11 protein-coding genes are annotated in these 12,228 nt (G+C 72.0%); 6 read left to right on the plus strand and 5 right to left on the minus strand.

The genetic code is table 11. From position 1 onward, the window contains the following. Positions 1-31 precede the first annotated feature (31 nt). Positions 32-1,114, plus strand: a complete 1,083-nt coding sequence (locus ACLQ25_RS10335; protein ID WP_425730674.1) for a UDP-N-acetylmuramate dehydrogenase — start codon at positions 32-34, stop codon at positions 1,112-1,114. Here ACLQ25_RS10335 and ACLQ25_RS10340 read toward each other — a convergent pair. Further along, the gene (locus ACLQ25_RS10340; RefSeq protein ID WP_425730675.1) at positions 1,111-1,902 is read right to left on the minus strand and encodes a class I SAM-dependent methyltransferase; all 792 of its coding nucleotides are present in this window, start codon (positions 1,900-1,902) and stop codon (positions 1,111-1,113) included. The two genes, ACLQ25_RS10335 and ACLQ25_RS10340, sit on opposite strands and share 4 nt — an antisense overlap. Before the next feature lie 16 nt (positions 1,903-1,918). Next, positions 1,919-2,683 carry an SDR family NAD(P)-dependent oxidoreductase gene (locus ACLQ25_RS10345; protein ID WP_425730676.1) on the minus strand — a complete coding sequence of 255 codons (765 nt, stop codon included), beginning with the start codon at positions 2,681-2,683 and terminating at the stop codon, positions 1,919-1,921. A 204-nt stretch (positions 2,684-2,887) separates the two neighbouring features. Between ACLQ25_RS10345 and mshA the strand changes: the two genes are divergently transcribed. The 3 genes from mshA to ACLQ25_RS10360 all read left to right on the plus strand — a co-directional run bounded on the left by mshA (position 2,888) and on the right by ACLQ25_RS10360 (position 6,105). After that, positions 2,888-4,252: a D-inositol-3-phosphate glycosyltransferase gene (mshA, locus tag ACLQ25_RS10350; RefSeq protein ID WP_425730677.1), complete on the plus strand. Its 1,365-nt coding sequence runs from the start codon at positions 2,888-2,890 to the stop codon at positions 4,250-4,252. 54 nt (positions 4,253-4,306) lie between these two features. After that, a complete protein-coding gene (locus tag ACLQ25_RS10355; protein ID WP_425730678.1) occupies positions 4,307-4,816 on the plus strand; it encodes a YbjN domain-containing protein in 510 nt (169 codons plus the stop codon). Between the two features lie 398 nt (positions 4,817-5,214). After that, complete coding sequence (locus ACLQ25_RS10360) at positions 5,215-6,105, plus strand: hypothetical protein (protein ID WP_425730701.1); 891 nt, start codon at positions 5,215-5,217, stop codon at positions 6,103-6,105. A gap of 374 nt (positions 6,106-6,479) precedes the next feature. Here ACLQ25_RS10360 and ACLQ25_RS10365 read toward each other — a convergent pair whose 3' ends face one another. Together ACLQ25_RS10365 and ACLQ25_RS10370 are read right to left on the minus strand one after the other, a co-directional pair. Next, positions 6,480-7,751, minus strand: a complete 1,272-nt coding sequence (locus ACLQ25_RS10365; RefSeq protein WP_425730679.1) for an MDR family MFS transporter — start codon at positions 7,749-7,751, stop codon at positions 6,480-6,482. Positions 7,752-7,829: 78 nt separating this feature from the next. Continuing rightward, positions 7,830-9,107 carry an MDR family MFS transporter gene (locus ACLQ25_RS10370; RefSeq protein WP_425730680.1) on the minus strand — a complete coding sequence of 426 codons (1,278 nt, stop codon included), beginning with the start codon at positions 9,105-9,107 and terminating at the stop codon, positions 7,830-7,832. Between the two features lie 154 nt (positions 9,108-9,261). Between ACLQ25_RS10370 and ACLQ25_RS10375 the strand changes: the two genes are divergently transcribed. Further along, positions 9,262-10,029 carry a phosphoglyceromutase gene (locus tag ACLQ25_RS10375; protein ID WP_007465667.1) on the plus strand — a complete coding sequence of 256 codons (768 nt, stop codon included), beginning with the start codon at positions 9,262-9,264 and terminating at the stop codon, positions 10,027-10,029. Positions 10,030-10,083: 54 nt separating this feature from the next. On the opposite strand, the gene phoU is transcribed toward ACLQ25_RS10375, so the two are convergent. Next, positions 10,084-10,737, minus strand: coding sequence for a phosphate signaling complex protein PhoU (gene phoU / locus ACLQ25_RS10380; protein ID WP_425730681.1), 654 nt, complete (start codon positions 10,735-10,737; stop codon positions 10,084-10,086). A 203-nt stretch (positions 10,738-10,940) separates the two neighbouring features. Between phoU and ACLQ25_RS10385 the strand changes: the two genes are divergently transcribed. Beyond that, the gene (locus ACLQ25_RS10385) at positions 10,941-12,221 is read left to right on the plus strand and encodes a sensor histidine kinase (protein WP_425730682.1); all 1,281 of its coding nucleotides are present in this window, start codon (positions 10,941-10,943) and stop codon (positions 12,219-12,221) included. Positions 12,222-12,228: the final 7 nt, after the last annotated feature.

Below are 12,228 nucleotides of genomic sequence, written 5' to 3' on the forward strand. Positions count from 1 at the left end.
CCCGGCTGCCCATCAGCCTAAGGTGAAAGACGTGTCAGACGCCTACGCCCAGCCGACAACCGAAGCCGATCGTGCCATTCCGGGTCCACTGGCCGGCTACACCACGCTACGGATGGGCGGGCCCGCCGGGCGGATCGTGACCGCGACCAGCGCCGACGAGATCATCCAGGTGGTCCAGGCCACGGACGATCCGATCCTCGTCCTGGCCGGCGGCAGCAACGTGGTGATCAGCGACGATGGCTTCCCCGGGACGGTCGTGCTGGTGCGCTCGGGCGGCCTGCGGGTACTCGCCGAGGACGCCGATTCCGTCACCGTCCGTGTCGAGGCCGGCGAGGCGTGGGACGACCTCATCGCCGCCACGGTCCGTAATGGCTGGGCGGGCCTGGAGTGCCTCTCCGGCATCCCCGGCTCGACCGGCGCCACCCCGATCCAGAACGTCGGCGCGTACGGCCAGGAGGTCGCCGAGACGATCACCGCCGTCGAGGTGTACGACCGCCTCGACGGCACCCGCCAGCTCGTTCCCGCCGCCGAGTGCGGGTTCGCCTACCGGGGCAGCATCTTCAAGTACCAGGACCGCTGGATCGTCCTCTCGGTCGACTTCCGGCTCGCCCGCTCGCCGCTGTCCGGCCCGGTGCGCTACGCCGAACTGGCCCGGGCGCTCGGCGTCGAGGTGGGCGACCAGGTGCCGCTGGCCGAGGCCCGGGCGGCGGTGCTGCGACTGCGCGCCGGTAAGGGCATGGTGCTCGACCCTACCGATCCCGACACCCGCTCGGTCGGCTCCTTCTTCACCAACCCGGTCCTCGACCAGTCGACGTACGAGCTGCTCCGCGAGCGCACCGCCGAGCTGGGCGAGCCGCCGGCCTGGCCCGGACGCGACGGCTCGGTCAAGGTGAGCGCGGCCTGGCTGATCGACAAGGCGGGCTTCACCAAGGGGCACCCCGGCCCGGGTGGCGTCGCCATCTCCGGCAAGCACACCCTCGCCCTCACCAACCGCAGCGGCACGGCCAGCACCGGCGACCTGCTGACGCTGGCCAACACCATCCGCGACGAGGTCCACAACCGCTTCGGCATGACCCTGCACCCCGAACCAGTCCTGATCAACTGCACCCTCTAACCCTGCGGGGGCCAGGGGAGGGTCAGCTCGCCCTGACGCCACCGTTGCGGAGTGGACAGGACGGGCCAGCCCTCAGCCTTGACCTGGGACACCGCCCGCACCCAGCGTTGGCGGGGGCCGAACGTGGCGTAGGGGGCGGCGGTCCGCCAGGCGTCCTCCAACGCCCCGATCAGGTCGTGGATCGCCTCGCCCGGAACGTTGCGGTGGATCAGCGCCTTGGGTAGCCGCTCGGCCAGCTCGGCGGGGCTGCCCAGCGTGGCGAGCTTCGCGGCCAGGGTCAACGTCCGAGGGCCGCCCGCGTCGAGGAGCAGCCAGCTCGCCAGCCGGCCCAGCTCGTCACAGGTGCCCTCCACGAGCACCCCACCCGGGGCGAGCGCCGCGGTCATCGTGCGCCAGGCCTCGTGCACGTCGCTCTCGTCGTACTGTCGCAGGACGTTGAACGCGCGGACCAGCACCGGCCGGAGCCCGGCCAGCTCGAAGCCACCCCGGGCGAAGGTCAGGCCCGGCGGGTCGGCGGCCGGCGTCGCGGCGGCCACCCGCGCCGGGTCGATCTCCAGCCCGACCAGGCGTACGTCCCGACGGACCCCCGCCGCCAGCCGGGCCCGCAGCTCCACGGCGGTGACCGGCGTCGCGCCGTAGCCCAGGTCCACCACCAGCGGATCGGCCGCGTCCCGCAGCCGGTCGGCGCAGGTCGCCACGATCCAGTTGTCCACCCGGCGGAGCCGGTTCGGGTTGGTCGTGCCCCGGGTGACCACCCCGAGGGGCCGGCGTCGTGGAACCCCGCTCATGCGTCCGGTCCCGGCGTCAGGAGACCCGGTGCACCTTGTGCTGCGCGGCCTGCGCGCGAGGCCGGACCACCAGCCGGTCGACGTTCACGTGCTCGGGGCGGGTGGCGCACCAGGCGATGCAGTCGGCCACGTCCTCGGCGACCAGCGGTCCGGGCACCCCGGCGTAGACGGCGGCGGCCCGATCGGCGTCCCCGCCGAAGCGGACCAGCCCGAACTCCTCGGTCTGCACCATCCCCGGGTCGATCTCGATCACCCGCAACGGCCGGCCGCACAGCTCCAGCCGGAGCGTGCCCGCGATGGCCGTCTGCGCGTGCTTCGCCGCCGTGTAGCCGCCGCCGCCCTCGTAGACGGTCAACCCGGCCGTGGACGAGACCACCACGATGGTTCCCGAGCCGGACGCTTCCAGCGCGGGCAGCAACGCCTGGGTGACCCGCAGCGTGCCGAGCACGTTCACGTCGTACATCCACTGCCAGTCGTCGAGCGAGCCGGACTCCACCGGGTCCAGACCCCGCGCGCCGCCGGCGTTGTTGACCAGCAGGGTGACCGGCCCAGGTGCCCGCGCGGCGGCCTCGGCGAGCCCCGCCACCGACTCGTCGGAGGTGACGTCGCAGGCCACCGCGGTGGCCTGCCCGCCCGCGGCGCCGATCTCGGCGACGAGCTCGGCGAGACGGTCGACACGGCGGGCGGCGGCGAGCACGTGGAAGCCCTCGGCGGCGAGCCTGCGGGCGGTGGCCGCGCCGATCCCGCTGGACGCTCCGGTGACGATGGCGACAGAGGTCATCGGGTCATTGTCACCCGCGCCGCATCGCCGATCCCGACCGGGCGTCGGGCTGTGCCGGCGGGTGTCGGTGATGAGGTCCGTCACGCCGGGCGGCCGCGCCGAGGCATTTCCGTTGCCCGATGGGGAAGATGACATCCGGCGTACAGGTTGACCGAGAAGCGCCGGTCGTGCGTGACGGCATTAACCGTGACAGAAGGAGCGGACGTGGCGGAACTGCACACCGGTGTCGGTCGTCAGAGAGGCGCCCGACCGTGGCCCCGGCCCCGCCGCATCGCCACCCTCTCCGTCCACACATCCCCCCTGCACCAGCCCGGAACGGGCGATGCCGGGGGGATGAACGTGTACATCCTGGAAGTCGCCCGGCGGCTCGCCGAGGCCGACGTCGAGGTGGAGATCTTCACCCGGGCCACCTCGGGTGATCTTCCCCCGGTGGTCGAGATGGCCCCCGGCGTGCAGGTCAGGCACATCATGTCCGGCCCACTCGAAGGGCTGACCAAGGAGGAGCTGCCCGGCCAGCTCTGCGCCTTCACCGCCGGGGTGCTGCGTGCCGAGGCGTCCCGCCCGCCCGGGTTCTACGACCTCATCCACTCCCACTACTGGCTCTCCGGCCAGGTCGGCTGGCTGGCCAAGGAACGCTGGGGCGTGCCGCTCGTGCACACCGCGCACACCCTCGCGAAGGTCAAGAACGCCCAGCTCGCGGCCGACGACCGGCCGGAGCCGAAGGCCCGGGTGATTGGCGAGGAGCAGGTGGTCGCCGAGGCGGACCAACTGGTCGCCAACACCCGCGTGGAGGCCCGCGACCTGGTCGAGCGGTACGACGCCGACCCCGCCCACGTCACGGTCGTGCAACCGGGCGTCGACCTGGGCCGGTTCCGCCCCGCGCCGGGCGACCGCCACCTGGCCGCCCGTGCCGCCCGCCGCCGCCTGGGGCTGCCGGTCGACGGGTACGTGGTGGCCTTCGTCGGTCGAATCCAGCCGCTCAAGGCACCGGACGTGCTGATCCGCGCCGTCGCCGCGTTGCGCGAGCGTGACCCCGCCCTGGCCGACGAGGTGACCGTGGTGATCTGCGGTGGCCCCAGCGGCAGCGGCCTGGACCGGCCGACCGCCCTGATCGAGCTGGCGGCCACGCTCGGCGTCACGGACCGGGTCGTCTTCCTGCCGCCGCGCACCGGCGACGACCTGCCGGCCCTGTACCGGGCCGCCGATCTGGTCGCGGTGCCGTCGCACAACGAATCCTTCGGGCTCGTCGCCCTGGAAGCCCAGGCCTGCGGTACGCCGGTGCTGGCCGCCGCCGTCGGCGGGCTGGTGACCGCCGTACGGGACCACGTCAGCGGAGTGCTGATCGACGGGCACGACCCGGTGGACTGGGCCCGCGCGCTGAGTCGCCTGCTGCCGGACAGCGCCCTGCGGGCCACCCTGTCCCGGGGCGCCGCGCAGCACGCCCGGCACTTCTCCTGGGACCGTACGGTGTCGGGTCTGCTCGACGTGTACGGCGAGGCGATCGCCGCCCGTCGGGCCCGGCTCGCCGCCGACCTGGCCTGCGACCCGGCGCTCTCCTGCTCCTGGTGACCACGGCGCTCGCCACCCGCGTGCGTGCGCCGGGTCGGTCGTAGAGTGGGCCCGGTGAGCCCGAAAAGCGACCTCGCGACCCTCATCGAGTCGGTCTGCGCCGACCGTGACCTGGCCTGGGAGTCGACCGGTCCCGGAGCGTACGCGGTGACCCTGCCGGGCACCCACAAGCTCAAGACGGTCTGCAACCTGATCGTCGGCGAGCACGCGCTACGGATCGAGGCGTTCGTGATGCGCCAGCCCGACGAGCGCCGCGAGGAGCTGTGGGCGTGGCTGTTGCAGCGCAACGCCCGGATGTACGGCGTCTCCTTCTCCATCGACGCGGCCGGCGACGTCTACCTGACCGGCCGGGTCAACCCGGCCGGCGTGGACGCCGACGAACTCGACCGGCTGCTCGGCTCGGTGCTCACCTACTCCGACGAGTCCTTCGACACGATGCTGGAGATCGGCTTCGGCAGTTCGATCCGGCGGGAGTACGAGTGGCGCGTCAAGCGCGGCGAGTCGACCGCGAACCTGGCCGCCTTCGCCCATCTCTTCGAGCCCTCCAACCCCACCCAGCCCTGACCCCACCCCCCGCTTTCCGCGATCTTGCAGTTTCGGTGGCGACACAAGGGGCCTAGCCGCTCATAACGACCACCGAAAGTGCAAGATCGACGCGGTTGGGTTCGCTCCTGCGGGGTATGCCGCGGCGCGCGGTGCGGCAGAGGGACCCCCGCGCGCCGAGGACGGAGTGTCGAGGAGCGGAGCGTCCCATGGCTCAGCGGAACAGCTCAGGTCGCGGCGGGACTGCGACCCGGACCAAACGGCAGGCCGGCAACCAGACTCCGGGTACGCCCGGGGTCTCGGAGTCGGCGATCTCCCAGATGCGGGTGGACGACATCCGCGGGCAACTGCGCAAGCGCGGGGTTTCCGGCATCTCCGCGATGCGCAAGCCCGACCTGGTGAAACAGTTGGTGCGCTCGCTGCGTTCGGATGCCGGTGGCGCAGGTCGGCGCAGCACCGGGCCGGCCGGCCGGGCGTCCGGCAGCAGGGCGTCGGCGGGTCGGGCCGCCGCGACGAAGAAGTCGGCGGCGCGGGCGGTGCCGAGTCGCGCGAAGGCCGCGCCCGCGAACAAGAGCGCCCCGGCGAAGCGGGCCGCCGCGAAGAAGACGGCCGCCGCGAAGAGAGCCACCCCGGCGCGGAAGACGGCGGCTGCGAAGAAGACGACGACCGCACGGACGTCGACGGCGGCCCTTAAGTCGGCCACCGCGAAGAAGACGACGGCGGCGAAGTCGACGGCGGCGCGCCGGACCTCCGCGACCGCTCGTACCGCGCCGGCGCGCAAGGCGCCCGCGAAGAAGGCGCCGGCCCGACCGGCCGCCAAGCGCGCCGCCCCCGCGAAGCGGGCCACGGCGAAGAGCACCGCCGCCCGGGCCACGGCGAAGAGCGCGGCTCCCGCGAAGCGGGCCACGGCGAGCCGGTCGACGGGCACGGCGGCCGGTGGGATCCGGACCGGGCGGGGCAGCGGACGATCGGTCCGCAGCTCGCAGGTGATCGCGTCGATCGCCGATCGGCCGGAGCGGCCGGGTCGGAGTTTGATCACCGCGAATCACGAGGTGATCCAGCGCTGGGCGCAAGCGCGGGGCGCGAAGCCGGCGACCATCGCGGGTACCGAACGGGAGGGTCGGGCGGGCGTTCTGACCTTCAACATTCCCGGATACCGGGAGAGCAGCCGGATTCGTGAGATCACCTGGGATGAGTGGTTCCACACATTCGATCTGCGCCGGCTCAATCTGATCTACCAGGAGCAGATGCGCGACGGTCGGCAGAGCAACTTCTTCCGAACCGAGTCACCCGATCGTGAGGACGGGTGAGGTGTTTGCGGGAATGCTCGACGGGTACCCGGCTGTTGCCAGAGACCGAGGCCGGAGCTGGGGATACTCGTCAGTTGTGACCGGCGAGACATCCCATTCGGGTTGAATTCAGAATCCGGCCGAACTAGCTTTATTGCGCCGCACCACGCTTGGAAACGTTCGGGGGAGCGGCGGATCGATCAGATCCGCGCACCAGGCGAGGTGCGAGGGGACGGGTGGACCTACCGTTGGGGGACGGTGCCCACCTGTTTGGACCGGCGGCGCGAGCGGGCGATGCTTACGGGGGTGAGTGTTGCCCGCCGCCGCCGGCCCCACACCGGTAAAGCGCCCACCAATGACCTTCGGGTCTCGGTGGGCGCTTTGCCGTCGTACGGTCAGCTTGTCGGGACCCGGTCTGCCGGCTCCCGCTCGGCGGCCCGGCGCAGCGCGTCGACGAGCCGCTCGCGGGGCGGCCCGGCCAGCAGGTGGCCGACGGCCGTCAGCACGCCCAACCCGCCCACGATCAGCCAGTGCCGGTCGCCGAGGTACTGCAGGCTCACCCCGCCCAGCATGGGTGCGACGAAGGCCGCGGCGGGGAACGTCAGGTAGAAGACCGACTGGTACCGCGCGCGCAGGTCCGGCGGCGCGAGATCCGCGTTGATCTGGGCGTTGGGCGGGGCGGCGAGCATCGAGCCGACCGTCCAGACCACCGCCGCGCCCAGGTAGACGGCCAGGTGGTCGGCGACCGCGAGCACTCCGAAGCCGACCGCCAGCAGGGCGGTGGAGGCGGCCAGGACGACGGCCTTGCGGCGTCGGTCGATCAGGCGGGGCACGAACAGTTGCCCCACCACGATCAGCGCGCCGCCGAGCGCCACGACCACGCCGTACGCCGATGGGCCGAGGCCGTCCGCGCGCATCGCCAGCGGCATGATCGTCGAGGTCTGCAGGGTGAGGACGGCCAGCACGAAGGTGAGCCCGACGAAGACCAGGAAGATCCGGTCGCTGAGTACGGTGAGCAGTCCCGGCCGGCGGGGCTGGGCGGGGCTCGGTTGGCCGGTCGGGGCGACCGGATCGGCTCGCCGCAGGGTCTCCGGAACCTTCCAGCCGATGACTGCGGCGGCGGTCAGCGTGGCACCCGCGTCGACCAGGAACAGCGCGGTGAAGCTCGCCTCGGCCACCAGCCCGGCGAGCAGCGAGGCGACCGCCATCCCGAGGTTCAACGCCCAGAATTCCAGGTTGAACGCGCGCGAGCGCCGTTCCGCGGGCACCACGTCGACAATCGCCGCCACGAGCGCCGGGCCGGGCATGGAGTGCGCGACGCCGACCAGCGCGGCGAACGCCGCGATCAGCGGCAGAGGACGGCTGAAGGCCAGCGCCACCATCAGGGTGGCGGTGGCCAGGTGGGCGGCGAGCAGGGTCGACCGGCGACCCCACCGGTCGGCCAGCACCCCACCGAACAGCACGCCGACCGCCCCACCGGCCCCGTACGCTCCGACGACGACGCCGGCCAGCGCCGCGCTGGCGCCCCGGGCGTCGGTGAGGTAGAGCGACAGGAAGAGCATGGCGAACGCGCCCGCCCGGTTGATCAGCAGCCCGGCCCAGAGGTACCAGAAGGAGCCGGGGAGCTCGCCTGCGGTGTCCTGCCACCAGCGCCGCAGGGCGTGCATGCGACCTCCCGACAGTTCAGTTTCTTAACCGTTTCTCCTGAACGGTAGTCGGGCCGGCGCGCGGTGGCCGTACCGGACTCAGGCCGCGGCCTCGGCGGGCTGCGGCGAACGGGTGCCCACCGGCGCCGCGACCTCGGCGGCATGCCGCAGCGCGGTGGCCCGCCGCTCGCGGGCAGGGCCGGACGCGAGGTGGGCCACCGCCGTCAGCACGCCGATCGCGGCGCAGCCGAGCCACAGCGCCGCGTTGCCGACGTTCTCACGCACCAGCCCGCCCAGGATCGGCCCGCTCGCACCGGCGATCTGCCAGGAGAGGCCGAACACGCCCTGGTACCGACCGCGCAGTTCGGCCGGGGAGAGCTCGGCGATCAGCGTGGAGTTCGACGGCGAGTTCAGCATCTCGCCGACCGTCCAGATCAACACGGTCAGCCCGTAGAACCAGGCGCTACCCGCGAACGCGGTCAGCCCGAACCCGACGCCCATCACCACGGCGGCGACGGCGAGGACCTGCGAGCGGTTGCGCCCCCGGATCAGCCGGGGCACGAAGAGTTGGCCGACGACGATGAGGAGACCGTTCAGGGCGATCACCGAGCCGTACGTGGCCGGGCTCAGACCGGAGTCGCCCATGGCGATCGGCAGCATCGAGATGTGCTGGAGGAACACCAGCGCGGCGAACAGGTTCAGCGTCACGAAGCCGAGAAAGACCCGGTCGGTGAGGATCGTGCGCAGGGCGCCGCGCGGGGCCGTGGTCGCCGCGACGGGAAATCCGCCGTGACGCGTCTCCGGCACCCGGACGAAGATGATGAGCGCGGTGATCAGCATCGTGCCCGCGTCGACCACGAACAGCAGCAGGTAGTCGGCCTGCGCGGCGAGGCCGGCGAGGATGGCGGCGCAGGCGAAGCCGAGGTTGATGGCCCAGTAGTTGAGCGAGAAGGCGCGCAGCCGGTCCTTCGCCGGCACCACGTCGATCATCATGGCCCCGAACGCCGGGCGGGCGGCCTCGGCGAACATGCCCAGCAGCAGGGCGCCCAGCGCGACGGCCCAGAGGTCCCGGGCCAGCCCGAGGGCGAGCATCATGGTCGCCGCGCCGAGATGCGCGGTGAGCAGCGTCGGGCGGCGGCCCCACCGGTCCGCGAGGGCCCCGCCGGCGGTGGTGCCGACCGCGCCGCCGACGCCCCAGAGGCCGAGCACCAGGCCAGCCTGAGACGGCGAGAAGCCACGTTCCTGGGTCAGGTAGATGGCGAGGAACACGAGGACGAACGAGCCGAGCCGGTTGATCAGGGTGCCGGACCACAGGTACCAGAAGGCCCTGGGTAGGCCCCCGGTGGTGTCCCCGAACCAGCTCCGCATTGTCCGCACGTGGTGCCCCCGCTTACAGGTAATGACCGATCTGACTACCAAGCCTTACGAACCCTAGTGCCGGCCGGAATCGCAGGTCACCCGCTTTTTCACGTGGCGGTCGTCACGACGGGTGCCCGCGTGTCCCCAACCCGGTTGAGGCAGGATGATCCGCATGACTGCGAGCGAGGGGCCCACCGTCGGGACGCTGGTCCTGCTGCGGCACGGCGAGAGTGACTGGAACGCCAAGAACCTCTTCACCGGCTGGGTGGACGTCGACCTGACCGAGAAGGGCGAGGGCGAGGCACGGCGGGGCGGCGAGCTGCTGCGCGAGCACAGCCTGCTGCCGGACGTCGTCCACACCAGCGTGATGCGCCGGGCGATCCGCACCGCCGAGCTGGCGCTCAACGCCGCCGACCGGCACTGGATCGCCGTGCGTCGGTCCTGGCGGCTCAACGAGCGCCACTACGGCGCCCTACAGGGCAAGAACAAGAAGCAGACCCTTGACGAGTACGGCGAGGAGCAGTTCATGCTCTGGCGCCGGTCGTACGACACCCCGCCGCCGCCCATTGCGGACGACGACGAGTGGTCGCAGGTGGGTGACCCGCGGTACGCGCTGCTGCCGACCGAGCTGATGCCCCGTACCGAGTGCCTCAAGGACGTCGTCGAGCGGATGCTTCCGTACTGGTACGACTCGATCGTGCCCGACATCCTGGCCGGCCGTACGGTGCTGGTGGCCGCGCACGGCAACTCGCTGCGCGCCCTGGTGAAGCACCTCGACCAGATCTCCGACGAGGCGATCGCCAAGCTCAACATCCCGACCGGCATCCCGCTGCGCTACGACCTCGACCCGCAGCTGCGCCCGCTCACCCTGGGCGGCACCTACCTCGACCCGACGGCAGCGAAGGAAGCCGCCGCCGCGGTCGCCAACCAGGGCCGCTGAACCTCGCAGAAAGGGGCCCCCGCGCTGGCGGGGGCCCCTTCTTAGTACGCCTGGTCAGCTGCCGATCGGACTGTTCTCCCCGGTGATCAGGTAGATCACGTGCTCGCCGGCGTTCACCGCGTGGTCGGCGAAGCGCTCGTAGAAGCGGCCCAGCAGGGTGGCGTCGATCGCGGTCTCCACCCCGTACGGCCAGTCGTCGCCGAGCAGCACCGCGAACAGGCTCTTGTGCAGCTCGTCCATGGCGTCGTCGTCGCGGTCCAACTCGGCCGCGAGGTCGACGTCGGGCTTCGCCAGTACGGAACCGATCTTCGCGGCCATCCGGTCGGCGATGTCGGACATCTCGGTGAAGACCGTCCGCAGCTCGGCCGGAACGGCCGGGGAGGGGTGCCGGCGCAGCGCGGTCTTGGCCACGTGCTCGGCGAGGTCACCCATCCGCTCAAGATCGGCCGCCACGTGCAGCGCGGTGATCATCGCCCGGAGGTCGGAGGCGACCGGCGCCTGTCGGGCGAGCAGGTCACACACCCGCTCCTCGACGTGCCGGTAGAGGTCGTCGATCTCGGCGTCCCGCTCGATAACCGTCTCGGCGGCCTGCCGGTCGGCGGTGAGCAGGGCCCGGGTGGCCTGGCGCATGGCGGCGCGGATGCCCTCGGCCATGTCCACCAGCAGTTGGCTGACGATCTGAAGGTCGGCCCGGAACTCGTCGCGCATCATCACGTCCTGTGGTCGGTCGCCGCCGACGGGTGTCGGCGCAGGGGTTGAGCAGGTGCGACGCCAACGGTAGGGGGCGTTGACGGACCCCGGATGAACCAGAGTGAACGACGCCGGACGTAAGGGTGAACACTTTCGGAAGTGAGGGTGATTCGTCCCGTTCTGTATGGTAGCCAGGTTAACAATGATCCTACGATCGCCGGGTGGAGTGGGCAGTGGCGGTCGTGGTGGCCGTGGCGCTGGCGGCCGGACTGGTCGCCGGTTTCCTGCTGCCCCGGTTCCTGCCGGTGCGCGGCGGCTCCACGTCGACGGGGAGCGCGAGCTCCCGCTGGAGCAGAGGGAGGCCCGCGATAGCCGACGAGCAGCAGGCCGGGCTCGGCCGTCGGACGATCGACTCGCTCCGGGCCGGTGTCGTGGTGCTGGACGACGACGACACCCCTGTCCTGATCAACCCGGCCGCCCGCGCCATGGGGCTCCTCCGGACCGGCAGCACACCGGGTTCGATCGCCGCGCACCCGTTGATCCGTACCCTCGCGGGTCAGGTGCGGCGCACCGGCGTGCGGCGCGAGATCGAGCTGGATCTGCCCCGAGGTCGCGACAGCGCGGGGGAGAACCCGCTGGGCGTGCACCTGCGGGCCATGGGTCTCGGGAACGGCTTCATCGCCGTCGAGGCCGTCGACGTGACCGAGTCACACCGGCTGACCCGGGTCCGGCGCGACTTCGTGGCGAACGTCAGTCACGAGCTGAAGACCCCGATCGGGGCGCTGCAACTGCTCGCCGAGGCGCTGCTGGACGCCACCGAACCGGCCGACGCCACGGCGCCCGACCTCTCCGAGGACCTGGTCGCCGCCCGCCGGTTCGCCGAACGCATCCAGCACGAGTCGACCCGGCTGGGCCGGCTGGTGCAGGAGTTGCTGGAGCTGACCCGGCTGCAGGGCGCCGAGCCGCAGCCGCCGCCGGAGCCGGTCGCGCTCGACTGGGTGATCGCCGAGGTGGTCGACCGCACCCGGACCACGGCTGCCGCGCGGGGCGTCGAGGTGACGGTCGACGGCGCGCGTGGCCTCACCGCCTACGGCAGCGACAGCCAACTCGCCACGGCCGTGGCGAACCTGGTCGAGAACGCCATCAACTACTCCGGCGAGGACACCACCGTGCGGGTCACCCTCCACGGTGACGACGAGCGCGTCGAGATCGCGGTCACCGACCAGGGCATCGGCATCGCCCCGACGGACGTGGACCGGATCTTCGAGCGGTTCTACCGGGCCGACCAGGCCCGCTCACGCGCCACCGGTGGCACCGGGCTCGGCCTGGCCATCGTGAAACACATCGCGAGCAACCATGGCGGTCGGGTGGAGGTGTCGAGCACCCTTGGGGGTGGGTCGACGTTCACCCTCCGGTTGCCCGCCAGCCCACCGGACGATCTCCTGGCGACACTGCCGCCGGCTGGGATCGAGGCCGGTCCGGCCGAGCTACGGCAGGTCTGACAGCAAT

Origin of the sequence: Micromonospora sp. DT44, assembly GCF_049841635.1 — a bacterium.
GTDB lineage: Bacteria > Actinomycetota > Actinomycetes > Mycobacteriales > Micromonosporaceae > Micromonospora.

Excerpts from the sequence above, each read along its gene's own strand:
- ACLQ25_RS10340 (WP_425730675.1), bottom strand. The coding sequence starts at position 1,902 with ATGAGCGGGGTTCCACGACGCCGGCCCCTCGGGGTGGTCACCCGGGGC.
- ACLQ25_RS10345 (WP_425730676.1), bottom strand. The coding sequence starts at position 2,683 with ATGACCTCTGTCGCCATCGTCACCGGAGCGTCCAGCGGGATCGGCGCG.
- ACLQ25_RS10365 (WP_425730679.1), bottom strand. The coding sequence starts at position 7,751 with ATGCACGCCCTGCGGCGCTGGTGGCAGGACACCGCAGGCGAGCTCCCC.
- ACLQ25_RS10375 (WP_007465667.1), top strand. The coding sequence starts at position 9,262 with ATGACTGCGAGCGAGGGGCCCACCGTCGGGACGCTGGTCCTGCTGCGG.
- phoU (WP_425730681.1), bottom strand. The coding sequence starts at position 10,737 with ATGCGCGACGAGTTCCGGGCCGACCTTCAGATCGTCAGCCAACTGCTG.